This window comes from Lawsonibacter sp. JLR.KK007, from assembly GCF_036941135.1.
GTDB lineage: Bacteria > Bacillota > Clostridia > Oscillospirales > Oscillospiraceae > Lawsonibacter.
On record NZ_JAYWSY010000002.1, the window covers coordinates 927,540 to 946,677 of the forward strand.

Annotated in this window: 23 protein-coding genes; 5 read left to right on the forward strand and 18 right to left on the reverse strand. The window is 62.4% G+C overall.

The features are described from left to right. Positions 1 to 6 precede the first annotated feature (6 nt). From ribF to VV088_RS14490, 5 genes are read right to left on the reverse strand one after another with little or no spacing between them, the layout of a single operon-like run. Positions 7 to 906 (reverse strand): riboflavin biosynthesis protein RibF, encoded by a 900-nt coding sequence (ribF, locus tag VV088_RS14470; RefSeq protein WP_334601397.1) that lies wholly within the window; start codon positions 904 to 906, stop codon positions 7 to 9. 6 nt (positions 907 to 912) lie between these two features. Next, on the reverse strand, positions 913 to 1,824 hold the full coding sequence (gene truB, locus VV088_RS14475) for a tRNA pseudouridine(55) synthase TruB (protein WP_334601398.1): 912 nt from the start codon (positions 1,822 to 1,824) through the stop codon (positions 913 to 915). Next, the gene (locus VV088_RS14480; RefSeq protein WP_334601399.1) at positions 1,817 to 2,764 is read right to left on the reverse strand and encodes a DHH family phosphoesterase; all 948 of its coding nucleotides are present in this window, start codon (positions 2,762 to 2,764) and stop codon (positions 1,817 to 1,819) included. The genes truB and VV088_RS14480 overlap by 8 nt, the downstream gene beginning before the upstream one ends. Before the next feature lie 4 nt (positions 2,765 to 2,768). Next, positions 2,769 to 3,158, reverse strand: a complete 390-nt coding sequence (rbfA, locus tag VV088_RS14485; protein WP_334601400.1) for a 30S ribosome-binding factor RbfA — start codon at positions 3,156 to 3,158, stop codon at positions 2,769 to 2,771. A gap of 21 nt (positions 3,159 to 3,179) precedes the next feature. Then, entirely contained in the window at positions 3,180 to 3,398 is a 219-nt protein-coding gene (locus tag VV088_RS14490) for a helix-turn-helix domain-containing protein (RefSeq protein ID WP_334601401.1), read from the reverse strand. A gap of 93 nt (positions 3,399 to 3,491) precedes the next feature. Between VV088_RS14490 and VV088_RS14495 the strand changes: the two genes are divergently transcribed. Next, the gene (locus VV088_RS14495; RefSeq protein ID WP_334601402.1) at positions 3,492 to 3,755 is read left to right on the forward strand and encodes a hypothetical protein; all 264 of its coding nucleotides are present in this window, start codon (positions 3,492 to 3,494) and stop codon (positions 3,753 to 3,755) included. A 41-nt stretch (positions 3,756 to 3,796) separates the two neighbouring features. Here the strand turns inward: VV088_RS14495 and infB are convergent, their stop codons facing one another. From infB to rimP, 5 genes are all read right to left on the reverse strand, one after another. Further along, entirely contained in the window at positions 3,797 to 6,187 is a 2,391-nt protein-coding gene (gene infB / locus VV088_RS14500; protein WP_334601403.1) for a translation initiation factor IF-2, read from the reverse strand. A gap of 20 nt (positions 6,188 to 6,207) precedes the next feature. After that, entirely contained in the window at positions 6,208 to 6,816 is a 609-nt protein-coding gene (locus tag VV088_RS14505; RefSeq protein ID WP_334601404.1) for a L7Ae/L30e/S12e/Gadd45 family ribosomal protein, read from the reverse strand. Further along, positions 6,806 to 7,084: an RNase P modulator RnpM gene (gene rnpM / locus VV088_RS14510; protein WP_334601405.1), complete on the reverse strand. Its 279-nt coding sequence runs from the start codon at positions 7,082 to 7,084 to the stop codon at positions 6,806 to 6,808. The genes VV088_RS14505 and rnpM overlap by 11 nt, the downstream gene beginning before the upstream one ends. Positions 7,085 to 7,111: 27 nt before the next feature. Beyond that, positions 7,112 to 8,317 (reverse strand): transcription termination factor NusA, encoded by a 1,206-nt coding sequence (nusA, locus tag VV088_RS14515; protein WP_442913178.1) that lies wholly within the window; start codon positions 8,315 to 8,317, stop codon positions 7,112 to 7,114. Between the two features lie 84 nt (positions 8,318 to 8,401). Beyond that, the gene (gene rimP / locus VV088_RS14520; protein ID WP_334601407.1) at positions 8,402 to 8,857 is read right to left on the reverse strand and encodes a ribosome maturation factor RimP; all 456 of its coding nucleotides are present in this window, start codon (positions 8,855 to 8,857) and stop codon (positions 8,402 to 8,404) included. A gap of 301 nt (positions 8,858 to 9,158) precedes the next feature. Here rimP and VV088_RS14525 point away from each other — a divergent pair, with 301 nt between their 5' ends. Beyond that, positions 9,159 to 9,596, forward strand: a complete 438-nt coding sequence (locus tag VV088_RS14525) for a hypothetical protein (RefSeq protein WP_334601408.1) — start codon at positions 9,159 to 9,161, stop codon at positions 9,594 to 9,596. Positions 9,597 to 9,634: 38 nt separating this feature from the next. Here the strand turns inward: VV088_RS14525 and VV088_RS14530 are convergent, their stop codons facing one another. Continuing rightward, positions 9,635 to 11,608 (reverse strand): YgiQ family radical SAM protein, encoded by a 1,974-nt coding sequence (locus VV088_RS14530; RefSeq protein WP_334601409.1) that lies wholly within the window; start codon positions 11,606 to 11,608, stop codon positions 9,635 to 9,637. Between the two features lie 480 nt (positions 11,609 to 12,088). Further along, a complete protein-coding gene (locus tag VV088_RS14535) occupies positions 12,089 to 12,304 on the reverse strand; it encodes a helix-turn-helix domain-containing protein (protein WP_334601410.1) in 216 nt (71 codons plus the stop codon). Between the two features lie 92 nt (positions 12,305 to 12,396). On the opposite strand from VV088_RS14535, the gene VV088_RS14540 reads away from it, so the two are divergent. Further along, the gene (locus VV088_RS14540) at positions 12,397 to 12,660 is read left to right on the forward strand and encodes a hypothetical protein (protein WP_334601412.1); all 264 of its coding nucleotides are present in this window, start codon (positions 12,397 to 12,399) and stop codon (positions 12,658 to 12,660) included. A 3-nt stretch (positions 12,661 to 12,663) separates the two neighbouring features. On the opposite strand, the gene VV088_RS14545 is transcribed toward VV088_RS14540, so the two are convergent. From VV088_RS14545 to VV088_RS14570, 6 genes are read right to left on the reverse strand one after another with little or no spacing between them, the layout of a single operon-like run. Then, the gene (locus VV088_RS14545) at positions 12,664 to 13,797 is read right to left on the reverse strand and encodes a bifunctional histidine phosphatase family protein/GNAT family N-acetyltransferase (RefSeq protein ID WP_334601413.1); all 1,134 of its coding nucleotides are present in this window, start codon (positions 13,795 to 13,797) and stop codon (positions 12,664 to 12,666) included. Position 13,798: 1 nt separating this feature from the next. Beyond that, positions 13,799 to 14,146, reverse strand: coding sequence for a DUF1622 domain-containing protein (locus VV088_RS14550; protein WP_334601414.1), 348 nt, complete (start codon positions 14,144 to 14,146; stop codon positions 13,799 to 13,801). A gap of 16 nt (positions 14,147 to 14,162) precedes the next feature. Then, positions 14,163 to 15,107: a dihydroorotate dehydrogenase gene (locus VV088_RS14555; RefSeq protein ID WP_334601415.1), complete on the reverse strand. Its 945-nt coding sequence runs from the start codon at positions 15,105 to 15,107 to the stop codon at positions 14,163 to 14,165. Beyond that, positions 15,100 to 15,894 (reverse strand): dihydroorotate dehydrogenase electron transfer subunit, encoded by a 795-nt coding sequence (locus VV088_RS14560; protein ID WP_334601416.1) that lies wholly within the window; start codon positions 15,892 to 15,894, stop codon positions 15,100 to 15,102. The genes VV088_RS14555 and VV088_RS14560 overlap by 8 nt, the downstream gene beginning before the upstream one ends. Positions 15,895 to 15,905: 11 nt before the next feature. Continuing rightward, complete coding sequence (gene pyrF, locus VV088_RS14565; RefSeq protein ID WP_334601417.1) at positions 15,906 to 16,829, reverse strand: orotidine-5'-phosphate decarboxylase; 924 nt, start codon at positions 16,827 to 16,829, stop codon at positions 15,906 to 15,908. 16 nt (positions 16,830 to 16,845) lie between these two features. Then, positions 16,846 to 18,123: a dihydroorotase gene (locus VV088_RS14570; RefSeq protein WP_334601418.1), complete on the reverse strand. Its 1,278-nt coding sequence runs from the start codon at positions 18,121 to 18,123 to the stop codon at positions 16,846 to 16,848. Positions 18,124 to 18,304: 181 nt separating this feature from the next. Here VV088_RS14570 and VV088_RS14575 point away from each other — a divergent pair, with 181 nt between their 5' ends. Both VV088_RS14575 and VV088_RS14580 read left to right on the forward strand, forming a co-directional pair. Continuing rightward, complete coding sequence (locus VV088_RS14575) at positions 18,305 to 18,496, forward strand: hypothetical protein (protein ID WP_334601419.1); 192 nt, start codon at positions 18,305 to 18,307, stop codon at positions 18,494 to 18,496. A gap of 128 nt (positions 18,497 to 18,624) precedes the next feature. Then, complete coding sequence (locus VV088_RS14580) at positions 18,625 to 18,792, forward strand: hypothetical protein (RefSeq protein ID WP_334601421.1); 168 nt, start codon at positions 18,625 to 18,627, stop codon at positions 18,790 to 18,792. Positions 18,793 to 19,138 lie beyond the last annotated feature (346 nt).

Genomic DNA, 19,138 nt, shown 5'->3' on the forward strand with positions numbered 1-19,138 from the left:
TGGCCCTCACCCTCCGAAATAGGCCCGGGCCTGCCGGGCGTTGCTGCGGATCTCCTCGGCCAGGGCCTCCATGGAGGGGAACTTCCGCTCCCCCCGCAGGCGCTTATGGAACTCCATGCGCACCTGCCGGCCATAGAGGTCGCCGTCAAAATCCAGGATAAAGCCCTCCACCGTCACCCGTCCGTCGTTGTCCGCCACCGTGGGGCGGACTCCCACGTTTGTGACAGCGGGACGGCTCTGGCCGTCAAACCATATCCTTGTGGCGTAGACGCCAAAGGCGGGGACGATGACCCCCTCGGGCACGCGCAGATTGACGGTGGGGAACCCCAGGGAGGAGCGGCCGATCCCCTTTCCGTGGCCCACCTGCTGGGTGAGGATATGGGGGTGGCCCAGAAACTGGACGGCCCGCTCCATCTCCCCCTGGGCCACCAGGGTCCGGATGTAGGTGGAGGAGACGGTAATGCTGTCCCGTTCCACCTTCTGGATGATGTCGCAGCCCACCCCCAGCTCCGTACACTTGGCCTTCAGCCGCTCCGGGCTGCCCTTCCCCATGTAGCCAAAGTGGAAGTCATGGCCGGCCACTACGTGGACCACCCCCAGGGTCTCCACCAGGTAGCGGACAATAAACTCCTCCCAGTCCATGCGCTGCATGGCGTCGAAGGGGGCCACCACCACCTCCCGCATCCCGTAGCACTGCCGCATGAGGAGGATGCGGTCCTCCACCGTGCTCAAAAGCGGGACCGCCTGCCCGGTGATGACGGCGGTGGGGCTCTTGTCGAAGGTAAAGGCCGTAGGTACAGCTCCCAGCCGGTCCGCCTTCTCCTTCACCGCCTGCAGCAGCGCCCCGTGGCCCAGGTGTACTCCGTCAAAAAAGCCCAGGGCGATCACTCTTTGTTGTTTTTCCATCGGCTATTACACCTCAAAAAAGCTCTTGACGATTTTGATCTCCTGGCCCACATACCGGCCCACCGCCAGAAATTCATTGCGCGGACCATCGTAGATCCGGCAGAGCCCGCCGTCGTGCCAGGTGTTCCTACAGCCTTGGGGAGCCTTGGCGGGAAAGGGCGCGCCGTTCCTCGCCAGGACCACCGGCCGCCCCTGGATGACCAGCGCAGGCAGGTCCCGGAAGGCATAGTCCACCGGCAGGAGAAGCTCCTCCGGGTGTTCCGCAGCCAGAACCTGATCCATCGTATAGGCGCCATCCAGGCAGTCCGGTTCTAAGGTGAAGCCCGCCGTCTCTGTACGGCGCAGGGAGGACATGCACCCTCCGCAGCCCAGGGCCTGACCGATGTCGTGGCAGAGGGTACGGATGTAGGTGCCCTTGGTGCAGCGCACCCGGATGGTGTAAAGGTCTTCCCCCTGCTGGTCCAGCAGTTCCAGGGCCTTTATGGTCACCGGCCTGGCAGGGCGTTCTACTTCACGGCCCTTGCGGGCCAGCTCGTAGAGCTTCTTGCCGTTGATCTTGATGGCGGAGTACATGGGAGGAAGCTGCATAATATCTCCCCGGAACTGCTCCAGGACCTCTTCCAGCCTCTCCCGGCTGGCCTGGACGGGACGAACCTCCAAAACTTCGCCGGTGATATCCTGGGTGTTGGTGATCACACCCAGTTTTAATTCTGCAATATATTCCTTGTCATACTTCTCCGTAAACTCCACCGCCCGGGTGGCCCGGCCGATAAAGATGGGCAGTACGCCGGTAGCCATGGGGTCCAGGGTACCGCCGTGGCCCACCCGCTTCTCGTGGAAAACGCCCCGCAGCTTGGCGCATACGTCCATGGAGGTCCACCCGGCGGGCTTGTCAATCACAAGGATTCCGTTAGCCATTGCGCACCTGCTTGATCGCATCGATGACGGCCTGCCGGACCGTCTCCATGGTCCCCTCCATCATGGCCCCGGCGGCGGCGGCATGGCCGCCGCCGCCCACCAGGGCGCAGACGGCGCTGGCGTTCAAATCGCCGGGATCGGTGCGCACGGAGATCTTTACGTGGCCATCGGTGGTCTCCTTCAGGGTAACGCCGGTGCGGACCCCCTCAATCTGCCCTGAAAAGGCGGAAATATTATCCATATCCCCCTCGTCGGCCCCTATCTCGTCGATGAGCGCCCGGGTGAGCTGCACAATGGCAGTTGCGCCGCCGTCCCGCAGCTCCATCCCCTCAACGATCCGACTCTCCAGCTGCAGCCGCTTGAAGGTCTTCGTCCGGAAATGGCGGCGGTTGACGGGGTAAGGATCGAAGCCGCTCTCCATCAGCGCGGCGGCCACCCGGTGGACGTCCGCGTCGGTGTTGCTGTACTGAAAGCAGCCGCAGTCGGTAGAGACCGCCACGTAAAGAGCCTCACCGATCTCCGGGGTGACGTCCGTGAACTGCTTCACGATATCGTACACCACCTGGCCGCAGGCCGCCCGCTCGCTGTCCAGGCAGGTGGCCTTGGCAAAGAACTCCTGGGAGAGGTGGTGGTCGATGGCCAGGTCCACCCGGTCCAGGTAGGGCTTTGCGTTCTCCGGGAACAGAGACCGGGATGCGATGTCAACCGAAACCACCGTTTGGGGGACAAAGTCCTTCCCGGCTGTCAACCCTTCCACATAATCGGTAAACAGGCTGGTCAGCTCCGGATTTTCCAACAGATAGGCTGTTTTCCCGGCCTGACGCAGCGCCCGGCACAGTCCGGCGGCGCAGCCGATGGTGTCGCCGTCGGGACGCACGTGGGTCAGGATCAGATAGCCGTCGTGGGCCGTCAGAAAGGCGGCCGCCTCTTGCGGTGTCATAGGATCAGTCCTCCTCATCTAAGATGATGTGTTCGTTGGCCGGATTGGCCGGCTTGACCACCTCCGGATTCCGCAGCATCTCCAAAATATGAGCCCCTTTGGCCATGGAATCGTCCTGGAGGAAGTCGAGTTCCGGTGTGCTGCGCAGGTTCAGCGCCCGGCCCAGCTCCCGGCGGAGATAACCGGCGGCGGACTTCAGCCCTTTCAGCACCTGCTCGCTGCCGCTTTTCTCCAACACCGAGATGTAGACCTTGGCGAACTTCAGGTCCGGGGTCACGTCCACTCCGGTGACCGAGATCAGCCCCGTCACCCGGGGGTCCTTTACCGTAGGAATGAGGGCGGCCAGCTCCCGCTGGACCTCCTCGTTGATGCGTCCGATTCGATTGCTTGCCATATCGTTCTCCTTTGAATCGTTTTACTGCCGCTCCCGCACGTCGGAGCGGCCCATGAGATAGTCCAGGCTGACGTCGAAAAAATCAGCGATAGCTAACAGTTTTGCTACCTCCGGGTAAGATTCCCCGTACTCGTACCCCTGATAGGTACGCAGCTTAACAGAGAATTCGTCCGCTAATTCCTGCTGTTTTAGTTTTTTCTCTTTTCGCAGTTCTTTCATGCGCAGAGCAAAATTTGACATTTTTCCTCCGACCTATTGACGCGTGAATAATTCGCGTATATAATAAAGACGTGAATCATTCACGCATTTTATTATTGCACAGGAGTGATCAAAATGCAAGACCTGCTTGCTGAAGTAATCTGGGACAACGAAGACATTCACATCGCCGCGAAGCAGCTGTGCAAGAGCTTCCCTGGCTATTCGGAAGCCCAGCAGCAATGTCTGGAGGCCATAGAAACCCTCAAATCCGCATTGGGTTTTGAGCTATGCGACCGTTTATGCACACAAATTGCCCGCCACACCCGATATGAACTGCGCGCTTATTACACCATTGGCCTGGGCTTACGCCAGGACATCGCCCAGGCGCTGGAGCGGTAAGCAAAGCGGGACGGGCGAAAACGCCCGCCCCGTTGGTGAACTTATACCTCAATCTGCTCCATGAGGAAGGCCTCGATGACGTCGCCCTCCTTGATGTCCTGGAACTTCTCGAAGGTGATGCCGCACTCATAGCCGGAGGCGACCTCCTTCACGCTGTCCTTGAACCGCTGGAGGGAGGCGATTGCCCCGTCGTAGATGACGATGTTGTCCCGCAGCAGGCGCATCTGAGCGCCCCGCTGCATCTTGCCGTCCAGCACATAGCAACCCGCCACCATGCCCACGCCGGTAATGCGGAACACGTTCCGGACCTCCGCCCGGCCCAGGTCCACCTCCTTGAACTTGGGGGCCAGCATGCCCTTCATGGCGGCCTCGATCTCGTTGATGGCGTCGTAAATAACCCGGTACATCCGCATATCCACGCCCATCCGGGCGGCGTTGTCCTTGGCGTTGTTGTCCGGGCGGACGTTAAAGCCCACAATGATGGCTCCGGAGGTGGCGGCCAGCATCACGTCGTTCTCGCTGATGGCGCCCACGGCGCAGTGGATCACCCGCACCCGGACCTCCTCGTTGGTCAACTTCTCCAGCGAAGCCTTCACGGCCTCGGCGGAACCCTGAACGTCCGCCTTAACAATAACATTCAGATTCTTCATCTCGCCCGCTTGGATCTGGCTGAACAGGTCCTCCAGGGTGACCTTGCCCACCGAGCTGTGGATCGCGGACTTCTGCTCATGCTTCCGCTGCTCCACCAGCTCCCGGGCCATGCGCTCATCGGCCACAGCGTGGAAGTCGTCCCCAGCGCCGGGGACCTCGCCCATACCGATGATCTCCACCGGCACGGAGGGACCCGCCTCGGTGAGCTTCCGGCCCCGGGCGTCCGTCATGGCCCGGACACGGCCTACGGCGGTGCCGGCGATGATCACATCGCCCTGCTTCAGGGTGCCGTTCTGCACCAGCAGGGTGGCCACCGGGCCCCGGCCCTTGTCCAGCCGGGCCTCGATCACCGCGCCGTGGGCGGAGCGGTTGGGGTTGGCCTTCAGCTCCTGGACCTCGGCGGTGAGGACCACCATGTCCAGCAGATTGTCGATGCCCATGCCCGTCTTGGCGGAGATGGGGCACACGATGGTCTCGCCGCCCCACTCCTCGGGAACCAGCTCATACTCGGTGAGCTGCTGCATGATGCGGTCCGGGTTGGCGGTGGGCTTATCCATCTTGTTGATGGCTACGATAATGGGGATGTCAGCCGCCTTGGCGTGGTTGATGGACTCCACGGTCTGGGGCATAATGCCGTCGTCCGCCGCCACCACCAGGATGGCCACGTCGGTGATCATAGCGCCCCGGGCGCGCATGGCGGTAAAAGCCTCGTGGCCGGGGGTGTCCAGGAAGGTGACGGTATGGTCCTTCACCTGCACCTGATAGGCGCCGATGTGCTGGGTGATGCCGCCCGCCTCGCCGGACACCACGTTGGCGTCCCGGATATAGTCCAGCAGGGAGGTCTTTCCGTGGTCCACGTGGCCCATGACCACCACCACAGGGGCACGGCTCACCAGGTCCTCCTCCTTATCCTCTGCGGTATCGATCAGGCGCTCCTCAATGGTGACGATGACCTCCTTCTCCACCTTGCAGCCCATCTCCTCGGCAATGATGGCGGCGGTGTCGAAGTCGATGATGTCGCTGAGGGAGGCCATCACGCCGTTCTTGATCAGGCACTTGACCACCTCGGCCCCGGTCTTCTTCATGCGGGAGGCCAGCTCGCCCACGCCGATCTCGTCGGGGATGAGCACCTTGGTGGGGGCCTTTTTGGCGATCTCCAGCTGGAGGCGGCGCATACGGTCCTGCTCCTCCTGGCGGCGCTTGTTGCCAAAGGACTGGCCCCGTCCGCCCTGCTGGCGGCCCCGCTGGTTCTGCTTGGGCAGCTTCTGCTTGCCGCCCCGCATGTCCTGGCGGCGCTGGTCGGTGAAATTCTCCAGCCGCTCGTCGTACTTCTCCAGGTTGACCGCCGGGCCGCCTCGGGTGTCCACCACCTTCTTCTGGGGCACCTTGGAGACGGGCTGCTGGACCGGCTGCTTGGCCTGGTTCGGCTGCTGGCCGCCCTGGGACGCGGGTTTGGACTGGCCCTGCTGCTTGGGAGGGGCGGGACGGTCCTTCCGCTCCCCCTTGGGAGCGGGCTTGGGCTCCGCCTTAGGCGCCTCCTTTTTGGGTGCCTCGGGCTCGTGGTAGACGTCCGCATACACCGACTCAATGGAGTCGATCTGGTTGTGCTGGGTCAGGTACTCAAACACGATGGACAGCTCCTCATCGGTGAGGGGCTGCATGTGGTTCTTGGGGGGATGGCCATACTGGGTCAGGATGTCCATGATTTCCTTGGAAGGCAGCGCCTTTCCGTTCTTGGAAAAATCCTTGGCCAGCTTATGGACGGGATATTTTATCAGCATAGATGGATGCACCTCGATTCTTAGGAGTGACGGAACTTGCCGGTGAGACGGCGTCCGCCGGGACCGCCAGCGGCGTTCGGGGAACGTCCGGGGCCCGGCTCAGGACTTGGGCCGTCCTTGGGGCGGCGGTGCGCCTTGGACGGTCTGGGCTTGCCCCGCTTAGGCGGGGGCGCCTTCTCTTCGGGCGGCGGCGGGGCCCACGGTTTTCGCCTGCCCTGACGGAGGTTTTTCTCGTGCTGCCGTTGCTCCTTCTGCCTCTGGAGCACCCGGTCCGCCTTGGCCCGCAGCTGCTGGGCAGCGGGACCGTACCGCTCCGGGTCCTGGGCGGCCAGCTTCTCCACCACGGCAGCGGAAAAGCCCGCGTCGGTCAGGGCCAGCATGGCGCAGGAGGACCGGCCCAGTACAAAACCCAGCTGGCTTTTATCAAAGGGGGTCTCCAGCCACAGAACCCCTCCCGCCTCGCCAAAGTGAGCCGCCCGGCGGCGGGTATTGGGGGCTGCGTCTGCGGCCAGAAGGATCAGCCGCGCCTGGCGCGCCCGGCAGGCGGCCCCAACCGGCTCCTCCCCAAGCTCCAGCCGCCCGGCCTTTTTGGCCAGCCCCAGCAAGTGGAGAACAGGATCATTTGCCATCGGACTCCACCTCCTTCATCTGCGCCTCCAGTCCCTCCCACACTTCGTCCATAATCAGAGAGGAAAAGGCCCGTTCCAGGGCCCGGCTCTTCCGGGCCCGCTTCAGGCACTCCGGGTTGGGACACACGTAGGCCCCCCGGCCGGGCAGCTTGCCCTTAAAGTCCAGGGACACCGGCCCCTCCGGCGGTTTTACCAGCCGGATGAGCGCTCTCTTCTCTTTCATCTCCCGGCAGCCAACACATTGGCGCATGGGTATCTTCTTGGGCAAGGCTCTTCCTCCCTTTTGAGGTTGTTCTTACTCCTCCGCCGTCTCTCCGGCGGACTCCTCCTCCGGAAGCGGCTCCTCCTCCGCCTCAGACGCCCCTGCCTCCAGGGCGGCGGCCTCCGCCTCAGACGCCTCAGCTTCCAGGGTAGCGGCCAGCTCCTCCAGAGACTCCAGGGGAGCGGATGCGGGCTTGATGTCGATCTTATAGCCGGTGAGCTTGGCGGCAAGGCGGGCGTTCTGGCCCTCCTTGCCGATGGCCAGGGACAGCTGGTCGTCCGGGACCACCACACGGCAGCTCTTGGCGTCCCCCACCGGGGGCAGCTCCTCAACGCTGATCACGTCGGCGGGAGACAGGGCGGCGGCAATGTATTCCAGCGGGTCCTCCGACCAGGGGATGATATCGATCTTCTCCCCCTTCAGCTCCTCCACAATGGTGTTCACCCGCTGGCCCCGGGGGCCGATGCAGGCGCCGGTGGCGTCCACGTTGGGCTGGTCGGCCCAGACCGCCATCTTGGTGCGGGAGCCGGCCTCCCGGGCCACCGAGCGGATCTCCACCGTGCCGTCGTACACCTCGGGGACCTCCAGCTCAAACAGCCGCTTCACCAGCCCGGGGTGGGTGCGGGAGATCAGGACCTGGGGACCCTTGGTGGCCTTGCGGACCTCCACCACGTACACCTTCAGCCGCTGACCCTCTGCGTACCGCTCCCCCTTCACCTGCTCGCTGGCCCCCAGATAGGCGTCGGTAAACTCGGAACCGGAGTGCAGCCGCAGGGACACCGCCCCGTTGCGGGGATCGATGCGGGTGATGGTACCGGTGAGCAGCTCATGCTCCTTGGTGGAAAACTCATCGTAGATCATCCCCTGCTCCGCCTCGCGGATGCCCTGGATGATGACCTGCCGGGCGGTCTGGGCCGCGATCCGGCCAAAGGAACGGGCCTTCACCTCCATGCGCACCGTGTCGCCCAGCTCGGCCTGGGGCAGGGAGCGGCGGGCCTCATCCAGACTGATTTCGGTGGCGGGGTTGTCCACCTCCTCCACGATGTCCTTCTTCAAAAACAGGCGGACGGTATAGGTGGACTCGTCGGCCTCGATAAACAGGTTGTCCCCCACCCCCTCGTGGTCCCGGCGGTAGGCGGACAGCAGGGCCTGGGTCACCTTCTCCATCATATAGCCGGGCTTGATGCCCTTCTCCTGCTCGATCTGATGGATCGCCTCAAAAAACTCCTTGCCGTCCATCTCGTTGGTGTTAACGGCTTTTTTTGTCACTCTTTTTGCCACAATGCTCTTCCTCCTGCAATCGCGAAGCTATGGTTTCTTCCATTAAAATACGGGGTGCAGCCGGACCAGGGCGATCTCCTGCTGGGCGAACACAGCCTCGCCGCCCTCCAGCTCCAGGACGACCTGCCCGTCCGAGCAGGGTCCGAGCCGGCCTGCGAACTCCTTGCGGCCCTCCCGGGGCCGGTAGAGCTTCACCTCCACCTCCGCGCCCTGGAACCGGGCAAAATGCTCCGGCTTTTTCAGCGGACGGTCCGCTCCGGCGGAGGACACCTCAAAGGTGTAGCTGCCCTCGATGGGGTCGGCCTCATCCAGAAGGTCGGACAGGGGGCGGGACACCGCCTCACAGTCGTCGATGGAAACGCCCCCCTCCTTGTCGATGTAGACGCGGAGGAACCAGGTTCCCGCCTCCTTCACATATTCCACATCCCACAGCTCGCAGCCCGCGCGCTCCACCACCGGGAGCGCCAGCGCGGCCACCGCGTCGGTCACCTTTGCCATGTGAACCCCTCCTGAAAACCGGGAACCGCCGGTTTTTTCAATCAAAAAGAGCGGAGCCGCGACCCCACTCTTACCAATACTACCTTACATTCTTTGCTTACTATACCACACTGCCGGAGAAATTGCAAGGGATTATGACGAAGTTTTTTCCAAAAAAGCGGAAGCCTTCCAGGCTTTTTTCCGTCAAAAGCGGTCAAAAAATCCAGATTGGCCGCTCATTCCCGGAGTGAATCCGGAAAAACCGGCACATACTAGAGCGCGGATGGGACTTCCGTGAAAAATCAAGCGGGAGGATAAATCGATGAAAAAAAACATCCTGGCTCTGGCCCTGGCCCTCACCCTGGTGGGATCGCTGGCGGCCTGCAGCAATCGTGACCCCAAGACCAACGGCGGTACCGGCAGTCAGAACGGGACCGTCTCCGGCAGCACCGCCGGAAGCGGCAGCGGCACTGCCGGAACGGTCAGCCGGCGCTACCGCGGCGAGACCAATTATGACGGCCGCAGCTATTTTGACGACGGCCATTACACCGCCGGCTCCAACGGCCAGGTCTACAACAACGGCGGCGATATGGTCTCCCGTGACCTGACCCAGGACGCCCGGGACATCGTCCGGGACGCCGGTGACGCCATTGGCGACATCGGCCGGGGCATTGGCGGCGTGATCACCGGCAGCGGCACCGGCATCAACAGCAGCGGCACCCCCAGCTGGGAGCCTGACTCCAGCGCGGTGCGCTATTAACCAAACCGGGACGGGCATGCACGCCCGTCCCGGCCCTTTTACCGCTTCTTCTTCGGCTTCGCCCAGCCCTTCTTTCGAACGGGTTTGGAGGAGCCCTCCTTTTTCTCCACCCGGGTCCGGGTATCGATGCGGGACCGCTTCCCTCCCTGGGCTCCCCCTCTGGAAGCGCTGTCCGCCCTGCGGGCTGGCTGGGCGGGCAGTTCCCCTCGGTCCGGCTTGACCAGACAGTGCTTGCCGTAGCCGATCAGGTCCTCCCGGCCCGTTTTGCGGAGCGCCTCCAGCACCAGCTTCCGGTTCTGAGGCTTGCGCCACTGCATCAGCGCCCGCTGGAGGGCCTTGTCGTGGGGTGTTTTGGGGACGAACACCGGCTTCATGGTCCGGGGGTCCAGGCCGGTGTACCACATGCAGGTGGCCAGAGTGCCGGGGGTGGGGTAGAAATCCTGGACCTGCTCGGGCATGTGGCCCTGCTTGTTCAGCCACTCCGCCAACCGGACCGCGTCCTCCAGAGTACAGCCAGGGTGGGAGGAGATCAGGTAGGGCACCAGATACTGCTCCTTGCCGTAGCGGCGGTTCAGCTTGAAATATTTTTCCCGGAATTTCTCGTAGACCTCGATGTGGGGCTTGCCCATGTAGTCCAGGGTGTGGGCTACGCAGTGCTCCGGGGCCACCTTCAGCTGGCCCGAGATGTGGTGCTGGACCAGATCGGTGAAAAACTCCCCGCTGGGGTCCTTCATCAGGTAGTCAAAGCGGATGCCTGAGCGGATGAACACCTTTTTCACCTTGGGGATGTCCCGCAGCCTGCGCAGGAGCATCATATAATCGGTGTGGTCCGCATCCAGATTGGGGCAGGGTTCCGGAGCCAGACAGGCCCGATTGCGGCACATACCGCTCTTCAGCTGCTTTTGGCAGGAGGGCCGGCGGAAGGTGGCCGACGGCCCGCCCACGTCATGGATGTAGCCCTTGAAGCCGGGGTGCTGGGTGAGGGCCTTCACCTCCCGGATGACACTGTCGTGGCTGCGGCAGGAGATGGTCCGCCCCTGGTGGAAGGCCAGGGAGCAGAAATTGCAGGCCCCGAAGCACCCCCGGTTGTGGGTGACAGAAAAGCGGACCTCCTCAATGGCGGGCACGCCGCCCATCTCGCCGTACATAGGGTGGGGCTCCCGGACGTAGGGCAGCTCCGCCACCCGGTCCATCTCCTGGGTGGTCAGGGGGAAGGCGGGGGGGTTGACCACAAGAAAGCGGTCCCCGTGCTTCTGGAGGATGGCCCTGCCCGACACCGCGTCGTGCTCCTGGTATTCCACCATGTTGGCCCGGGCGTAGGCCGCTTTGGAGGCGGACACCTCCTCAAAGGAGGGGACCTCCACCCTGGGATAGGCGCACAGGCCGGGGTATTTGCCGATGACACAGGTGCCCCGCACGTCGGTAATTTCTCCCACAGGGGTGCCCGAGGCCAGCCGGGCAGCAATCTCCAGGGTGGCCGTCTCCCCCATGCCGTAGGTGAGGATGTCCGCCTGGGCATCGAAGAGGACGGACCGGCGCACCTTGTTCTCCCAGTAATCGTAGTGGGCGAAGCGGCGGAGAGATGCCTCCAGCCCGCCGATGACAATGGGGATGTCCCCAAAGGCTTCCCGCACCCGGTTGGAGTAGACCACCGTGGCATGGTCGGGGCGCAGGCCCGCCCTGCGGCCGGGGGAGTAGGCGTCGTCGTGACGGCGCTTTTTGGCGGCGGTGTAGTGGGCCACCATAGAGTCGATGTTCCCCGCCCCGATGAGCACCCCCAGCCTGGGGCGGCCCAGAGGCCGGAACGCCTCCGCCGATCTCCAGTCCGGCTGGGCCAGCACGGCCACCCGATAGCCCTCCGCCTCCAGCAGCCGCCCGATGATAGCCGGGCCGAAGGAGGGGTGGTCCACATAGGCGTCCCCGGTGATGAGCAGGAAGTCATACCAGTCCCAGCCCCGGCGGGCCATGTCGTCCAGGGTCACGGGGAGAAATAAATCGCGGTCAAACGGCATGCTCCGCCCTCTTTTCCCTTAAAATAGGATTAGTATATCAGCCTTGGAGGAATCCGTCAACACGCCTTGCGGGACTTGTCGGATTTTGGTATAATGGCGGTGCTGTCCCCACCTACACCGGCAGCAGGAGGAGGTGGGTGAGTTGGAATATATGATCCATTTTATCGTGTCCGTCGCAGCGAACGTAGTCTCCTACTGCGTGAGCAAATGGCTTGACGGGCATCAGAAGGGACAGTAAAGCCTGACCCTGCAAAAGCGGCCCTCCGGAGAGCTCCTATCTCTTCCGGAGGGCCGCTTTTTGCGGTGGGATCGTAGAATATATGATCAGTTCTGGCTTTCGCCAAGGTTATTATAACACATTGGCGTCCCTCAATGCAAGAGGGATTTTGAGAGTGTCCTACCGCACATTTTATCGCGATTGCAAGAACAGACACGCTCTGTAGGGGCGGCCACAGGCCCCCCTACATTGCGGACGCCCCTTCACCGCCGCTCCCGCACATCGGAACGGCCCACCAGATAGTCCAGGCTGACGTCGAAGAAGTCGGCGATGGCAATGAGGCCCTTCATATCAGGCGACCGCTGCTGCAACTCGTAGCACTGGTAGGCCCGAAAGCCGATTCCCAGCTCAGCAGCGGCTTCTTTCTGCGTCAAATCTCGTTCTTTTCTCAGCAGCCGGATACGTTCATGAAATTTCATTTTCTTTCCCTTCGCCCCTTGACATTCGCAATTTGTAGATGTATAATTGCATTCGCAAACTGCGAATGTATTGTAGATGAGGAGTGGCAACTATGCAAGAACTATTTGCCCAGCTGTTCTGGGGAAATGAAGACGTTTCCCACGCTGTCGTCTGTCTCTGTGAGGACATTCCCGGCTATCATTCCGCCAAAACAGCGTATGAGCAGGTTCTGTCCCAGGTCCGGGAGCAAATAGGCTTTGAGCTCTGCGACCAGCTTCTCAGCCGCCTGACGGAATGCAGCAGCTATGAAGCTTATGCCTATTACGCCGTAGGCCTGGGTCTCCGGGAGACCATTTTCCGGGCGCTGTGCGGGTAAATGCTACCACTCAAACCCAATATATTTTTCCAGCAGGTCCCCCTCCGGGCCCTCTCCGATCTTTTTAAAGCCATACTTCTCAAAAAACCGCCGGGCCCGGTCGTTGTCCGCCGGGCAGTGGAGGCGCAGGCGGTCCCGGCCACTGTTGCGGTGCATAGACACCGCCGCCCCAATGAGCTGGATTCCCAGCCCTCTGCCCCGGTCCTCCGGAAGAAGGGACAGAAATTTGATGTACCCCGTTCTCTTTGTGTTGCACCGGTCGTCATAGAGGATCACGCCTATGGGCCGCTCCCCCGCGTGGAAGATGTTGATGTTCCACATGCCGCAGGGCCAGCGGTTCCACAGCTCCTCCGCCTCGGCCAGAAGGAGCGCGTCCTCCACGCCGGGACAGACCTCCCGCCACAGCTTCAGGTACAGCTCCTGATCTTGGGACCAGGTTTTAACGGGGATATCCGCCCACAGGTTCACGTCCGCCGCCGTCTTTTTGTCCTTCCGCCACCAGGACTGGCGGGCCAGGGTGGAGATGTCCTCGGGCAGGTGGGAGTTGTCCATCTCAAACTGAATGGTAAACTTCTCCCCGTCGAAGGTGAGACAGGTCACCGCCGTGTTGTCCCCATGGGGCATGGCGTGCCACTCCTCCGGCGGGATATTTTTCACCCTGCCCAGGAACTGACGGATGGCCATGCCATGGCTGAACATCGCCACGCTCTGGTCGGGATGCCGCCCTGCCAGACGGCCCACCGTCTCATACAGCCGGTCCCCCAGCTGGAAAAAGTTCTCCGCCTTCTCCACCTCCCAAGCCGGGTCAGTGCGGTTGAACAGGTCCATCTGCCGGGGGTCGCTGTGGCGCACAGCTCCAAAGGTCCGGTCCTCCCACTCCCCCAGATTCAGCTCCCGCAGGCCGGGGTGGGTGCGCAGGGGGAGGTTTTTGGAGCGGTAAATGGCCCGGGCGGTGGTCCGGGTGCGGAACAGGTCGCTGGAGTACACCGCGTCGATGTGGATATCCCGGAAACGCTCCTCTAAAGCGGCGATCTGCCGGTAGCCGTTTTCGGTAATCAGGGAGTCGTACCAGCCATGGACCCGGCGGTAGAGATTGCCCTCCGCCTCGGCGTGGCGGATGAGATAAATCGTGGTCATATCAGTCCTCCTGTTCCTTCGATAGCCGCTCCTGCCGCTCCCCCTTCATCTCGATGTGGATCAGCAAAGACAGCAGCGCCCGCAGCAAAATCACCGCGCCCAGCACCATCAGCTCGTTCAGCGTCCGGACCAGGACGGTCTTCAAAATCTCGGCGGCCATTTTAAATTCCAGACTGGTAGCCAGGCCGTCGGCCAAATAAAACTTGATGTTCCGGGGCTGGCGGGTGACCATCCCCACGCAGTACAGCCAGAAGGCGTGCAGCGCGGTAACCGCCACCACGAAAATACCCATCAGCTCGCAGGCGGAGATAATGGTGGGCAGGCACAGCTCGATCACATGCTCCAGCATGGAACTCTCCTCCTTTTCACCAGGGGCGCACCCCTCCGGTCAGCTCCGAAACCGACGCCAGCCCCTGCCGGGCGGCCAGGCCGGCCAATTCGTCCCGGACCTTCAGGGGGGCGAAGGGGTCGGCAAACAGGGCGGTGCCCACTGCCACGGCGGAGGCCCCCGCCAGCATCAGCTGGGCGGCATCCGTTCCCTTGGACACGCCCCCCATGCCCAGGATGGGCAGCTTCACCGCCTGGGCCGCCTCCCACACCATCCGCACCGCCACCGGCAGCACGGCGGGGCCGGACAGCCCTCCGGTGTTCATCTTCAAAACGGGGCGGCGGGTGTTGACGTCAATACGCATCCCCCGGAGGGTGTTGATGAGGGACAAAGCGTCCGCCCCCGCCCCCTCCACCGCCCGGGCAATCTCGGTGATATCCGTCACGTTGGGGGACAGCTTTACCATCACAGGCACGCCTCCGGCGTGCTTTTTTGCCGTCTCGGTCACCTCGGCGGCCAGCTCGGGCCGGGTGCCGTAGGCCAGCCCCCCCGCCTTCACATTGGGGCAGGAGATGTTCACCTCGATCATATCCACCCCGGCCTCCGCCAGCTTTTCACACATGATGCCGTACTCCTCCGGAGTGTTTCCGGAGATGTTGGCGATAATTTTGGTCTCAAACCGCTTTTTGTAGGGCAGGCCCTCCCCCCGCAGGAAGGGCAGCTCCTCCTTGATAAAGGCGTCCACGCCGGGATTTTCCAGCCCCACCGAGTTGAGGATGCCCATAGGGGTCTCGGCAATACGGGGGGCGGGGTTGCCGTTTCGGGGGTGGAGGGTCAGCCCCTTGGCACAGATGCCGCCCAGCTCCCCCAGGTCGTAAAATTGGCTGTACTCCCGGCCAAAGCCGAAGGTTCCCGAGGCCACAACTACGGGATTTTTCAGCGTCACCCCCGCCAGCTCCACCTGCATGTTCACGTCAGGCATCCCAGTCCACCTCCTGAGCGTCAAATACCGGGCCGTCCTTGCAGACGTGCTTTACCGTGCCGTCCTTCATGGCCACGGCGCATACCAGACAGGCCCCCACGCCGCAGCCCATCCGCTCCTCCATGGACACCTGGCAGGGGACATTAAACTCGGCGGCCACATTCGCAACATTTTTCAGCATGGGCTTGGGCCCGCAGGCCAGGATTCCCTGATAGTGGTGCTTCTTCTCCAACTCCTGACGCACCAGTGCGTCCACAAAGCCGTGATAGCCCAGGGAGCCGTCGTCGGTGGCAATTTGAACGTCGATGCACTCGCTGTCAAACTCGTCCAGCAGGATGGCCCGGTCCTTGGAGCGGAAGCCCAAAACGGCGGTGGAGGAACAGCCGGTGTAGCAGGCACAGGCGTGGAGCGGCGGCACGCCGATGCCGCCCCCCACCAGCAGGTAGGGTCCGGGAGTGGTCCGGAATCCGTTCCCCAAGGGGCCCAGCACGTCCAGAGTGTCCCCCACCTGACGCCGGGCCAGCCAGCGGGTACCCTCCCCCTTCGCCTCAAAGACAACGGTGATGGTCCCCCCCATCCGGGTCCCCAGCCAGGACTGGATGGAGATGGGCCGGCGAAGCAGCAGGCCCTCCCCGCATTTGATGTGGATAAACTGTCCGGGGTGAATGGGCCGCCCGGTATTGGTAATGGCGGAGCTGACCATGTCCCCCACCGCCAGAGTCATGGAGACGGTGTCCGGGGTCAGCTGTTCCCGGGCGATGATGCTGCATGCGTGTTCTACCTTCATGCGTTCACCCCTTACACAATGGTCACAAACTGCCGGATGTCGTCCCGCATGGCGAGGGCGGCGTTGCGGGCCGCTTCGGCGAAGTCGTGTCCGTCCCCGCCCGTCTTCTGCCAGGCGCACAGGATGCCCCGGGAGGAGTTGACAATGGCCCCGTGGCCGTACTTGTCGAAGGCGTACCGCACATCATCCGCCGTCCCCCCCTGGGCCCCGTAACCAGGCACCAGGAAGAAGGTCTTTTCCAGACGTTTCCTCAAAGCGCGGATGTCCGACGGATATGTGGCCCCGGTGACCGCCCCGGCCATGGTGTAGCCGTATTTGCCCTCGGTGCCGGCGGCGAGGCGCTCGTTCAGATCCCCCATCACCTGATAGACCAGCCGGTCCCCGGCCACAATATCCTGCAGCTCTCCGGAGCCGGGATTGGAGGTCTTCACCAGCACGAAGACGCACTTGTCCTCCCCCCTGGCCGCCTCCAGGAAGGGCTTGATGGAGTCGGAGCCCATGTAGCCGTTGAGGGTGACGCAGTCGGCGTCGAAGGACTTGAATATCTGCCCCTCGATCTTGGCCCCGGACAGCCATCCCTCGGCGTAGGCGGCGGCAGTGGAACCGATGTCCCCCCGCTTGATGTCAGCGATGACAAAGAGGCCCTTTTCCTGGGCGTAGCGGATGGTGCGCTCCAGCACCTCCATCCCCTGCCAGCCCAGGTTCTCGTAGTAGGCCGCCTGGGGCTTCACCGCCGGAACGACCTCGCACAGCGCGTCGATCAGCCCCGTGTTAAACTGCCAGATGGCCTCGGCGGCCCCCTTCAGGCCCGCTCCGTACTCCTCAAAGGCCGCCCGGCGGATGTGCTCGGGCACGTATTCGATGCGGGCGTCCAGCCCGGCCACGGTGGGATTCTTCATGGCTCGGATCTTATCCTGTAATACGTCAAATGACATAATTTCGTTCCTTTCTTCAGCCGTCCTGGTAGATGACCTCGCCCCTGGCGATGGTGTACTTCACCCGGCCCTTGACGGTCCGCCCGGCAAAGGGGGTGTTCCGAGCCTTGGAGGCAAACAGCAGCGGGTCCACGGTCCAGGTCTCGTCGGGGTCGAAGATGACCAGATCAGCGATGGCTCCGATGGACATGTGCCCCCGGGGCAGGCGGAGGATATCGGCGGGGTTGGTGGACATGCGGCGGATGATCCCCGGGAGATCCAGCTTTTTGGTGTGGTACAGCTGAGTCAGCGCCAGAGCCAGGCTGGTCTCCAGGCCGATCATGCCGCTGGGCGCCCGGCTGAGGGGCCGGGTCTTCTCCTCCACCGAGTGGGGGGCGTGATCGGTGGCGATCACATCGATGGTACCGTCCCTCAGACCGGCGACGATGCCCTGCACGTCCTTCTGGGTCCGCAGGGGCGGGTTGACTCTGGCCTGCGCCCCCTGGATGAGCACCTCGTCCTCGGTGAGGGTAAAATACTGGGGACAGGTCTCGCAAGTGATGCGGACCCCCCTCTTTTTCATCTTGCGGATGATGTCCACGCTCCGGGCGGTGGACACGTGGCAGATATGCACCGCCGACCCGGTCTCCTCGGCCAGCATGGCATCCCGCATGACCATGATCTCTTCCGCGATGGCGGGCCGCCCCTCCAGCCACAGCTGGCGGGACACGCTGCCCTCGTTCACCGCCCGGCCCGCTACCATGGAGGTGTCCTCACAGTGGCACAGCACCGGCAGCTCCAGCTGGCCCGCCCGGATCAGCGCATCCCGCATCAGGTTGGCGTTGTCCACGTTGTTGCCATCGTCCGACAGGGCCACCGCACCGGCCGCCTTCAGGGCCTCGGCGTCTGTGGGTTCCTCCCCCCGCAGTCCCTTGGACAGCGCCGCAATGGGGTACACCGCCACTCCGTTGGCCTGCCTGGCCCGGTCCAGCACGTACTTCACCTGCTCCGGACAGTCCACCGCCGGGCTGGTATTGGCCATACAGGCCATGGAGGTCACGCCCCCTCGGGCCGCTGCCGCGCATCCGGTAAAAATGTCCTCCTTATAGGTCAGGCCCGGGTCGCGGAGGTGGACATGCATGTCCACCAGCCCCGGAGCCACCATCAGCCCGGAGGCGTCAATAACCCGGTCCGCCTCGCAGGTCAGGCCGCGCTCCAGCAGGCCCACCCGGCCATTCTCCGCCAGAAGGTCCTGGAGCAGGACGGTCCCCGTCACCGGATGGACCACCCGCCCGTTTTTGATCAAAAGCTTCATTGTGCTTCCTCCGCCATTGCATGGTAATTTTTGTAAAACTGCCCGCCTGCCGGCGCATAGCTTCCTGACATTAAATTATAGCGGAAGATGCAGGATTTAGCAACGAGTTTTTCAAATTTTCAGGAGATACTAGCTCTGCGGAGAACCTTTTGATTTCTCCGGGGAAGGAGAGGAAAAAAACATGTGCGGAACTTCTTACAGCTGCCAAAACACCGGAGCCTTTCTGATGGGCACTATGGCCGGTATGGCTGCGGGCGCCGTTCTGGGCGCCACAATGGCTCCGTCCAGCCGCCAGATCAAGCGGACCGCCCACAAAGCCGCCCGCCGGGTCAACGAGGCCATCGACCATCTGGCTGACGCCATGGACATGTGAGCATGACAAGGCCCCCGGCTCGCACCGGGGGCCGCATTTTTGCGGCGTCACATTTTCGTCATTTTCCCCATCAGCCTGATAACCGCTGTATAATAGTACAAGCCACAAATTCAGGAGGTTCGTTTAGTATGGGAAATCATTTTATACGATTCACATTGCGTACAGAAAAAACGCTTTCCGACAAGCTTACATACATCGCCGCATATAACCTGCGCTCCAAAAACCGGGAAATCGAACAACTCATTAAGCGTCACATCGCCGAATTTGAGAAGACACACGGAAAAATAGACGTATAAAAGCCGAAGGGAGCAATCCCCTCGGCTTTGTTTGACAAAAAACGCCATTATGCTATAATAGTCTTACCCCTCGACCGGAGGGGACAGGACGCTGTTACATTTGGCGGTTGGTTCACCGATATTACCCCATAGCAAAATCCTGGATGGGGGAGGTGAAGCGGATGTGGAAAAAGCGTATAGTCGCTGTACTTCAGATCATGGCGTACTTAGCGATCATACTGTACGTAATGACCATAGATGCGTGTTAGCCGCCCGGCTGGCACCGAGCGGCTAACTTGGTTAAGTTAGTGTAATTGGGGCCGACCGCTGTAGCGGCGTCCTTATATTGATTATACCATTCACCGCC

Bases quoted from the DNA above. Each gene is read 5' to 3' on its own strand.
- VV088_RS14580 (WP_334601421.1), top strand. From the start codon at position 18,625: ATGGGAAATCATTTTATACGATTCACATTGCGTACAGAAAAAACGCTT.
- VV088_RS14525 (WP_334601408.1), top strand. From the start codon at position 9,159: ATGAAAAAAAACATCCTGGCTCTGGCCCTGGCCCTCACCCTGGTGGGA.
- VV088_RS14550 (WP_334601414.1), bottom strand. From the start codon at position 14,146: ATGCTGGAGCATGTGATCGAGCTGTGCCTGCCCACCATTATCTCCGCC.
- rimP (WP_334601407.1), bottom strand. From the start codon at position 8,857: ATGGCAAAGGTGACCGACGCGGTGGCCGCGCTGGCGCTCCCGGTGGTG.
- truB (WP_334601398.1), bottom strand. From the start codon at position 1,824: ATGGCTAACGGAATCCTTGTGATTGACAAGCCCGCCGGGTGGACCTCC.
- VV088_RS14575 (WP_334601419.1), top strand. From the start codon at position 18,305: ATGTGCGGAACTTCTTACAGCTGCCAAAACACCGGAGCCTTTCTGATG.
- VV088_RS14545 (WP_334601413.1), bottom strand. From the start codon at position 13,797: ATGACCACGATTTATCTCATCCGCCACGCCGAGGCGGAGGGCAATCTC.
- VV088_RS14555 (WP_334601415.1), bottom strand. From the start codon at position 15,107: ATGCCTGACGTGAACATGCAGGTGGAGCTGGCGGGGGTGACGCTGAAA.
- nusA (WP_442913178.1), bottom strand. From the start codon at position 8,317: ATGGACGGCAAGGAGTTTTTTGAGGCGATCCATCAGATCGAGCAGGAG.
- rbfA (WP_334601400.1), bottom strand. From the start codon at position 3,158: ATGGCAAGCAATCGAATCGGACGCATCAACGAGGAGGTCCAGCGGGAG.
- ribF (WP_334601397.1), bottom strand. From the start codon at position 906: ATGGAAAAACAACAAAGAGTGATCGCCCTGGGCTTTTTTGACGGAGTA.
- VV088_RS14570 (WP_334601418.1), bottom strand. From the start codon at position 18,123: ATGAAGCTTTTGATCAAAAACGGGCGGGTGGTCCATCCGGTGACGGGG.
- VV088_RS14530 (WP_334601409.1), bottom strand. From the start codon at position 11,608: ATGCCGTTTGACCGCGATTTATTTCTCCCCGTGACCCTGGACGACATG.
- VV088_RS14490 (WP_334601401.1), bottom strand. From the start codon at position 3,398: ATGTCAAATTTTGCTCTGCGCATGAAAGAACTGCGAAAAGAGAAAAAA.
- VV088_RS14495 (WP_334601402.1), top strand. From the start codon at position 3,492: ATGCAAGACCTGCTTGCTGAAGTAATCTGGGACAACGAAGACATTCAC.
- pyrF (WP_334601417.1), bottom strand. From the start codon at position 16,829: ATGTCATTTGACGTATTACAGGATAAGATCCGAGCCATGAAGAATCCC.
- infB (WP_334601403.1), bottom strand. From the start codon at position 6,187: ATGCTGATAAAATATCCCGTCCATAAGCTGGCCAAGGATTTTTCCAAG.
- VV088_RS14505 (WP_334601404.1), bottom strand. From the start codon at position 6,816: ATGGCAAATGATCCTGTTCTCCACTTGCTGGGGCTGGCCAAAAAGGCC.
- VV088_RS14535 (WP_334601410.1), bottom strand. From the start codon at position 12,304: ATGAAATTTCATGAACGTATCCGGCTGCTGAGAAAAGAACGAGATTTG.
- VV088_RS14560 (WP_334601416.1), bottom strand. From the start codon at position 15,894: ATGAAGGTAGAACACGCATGCAGCATCATCGCCCGGGAACAGCTGACC.
- VV088_RS14540 (WP_334601412.1), top strand. From the start codon at position 12,397: ATGCAAGAACTATTTGCCCAGCTGTTCTGGGGAAATGAAGACGTTTCC.
- VV088_RS14480 (WP_334601399.1), bottom strand. From the start codon at position 2,764: ATGACACCGCAAGAGGCGGCCGCCTTTCTGACGGCCCACGACGGCTAT.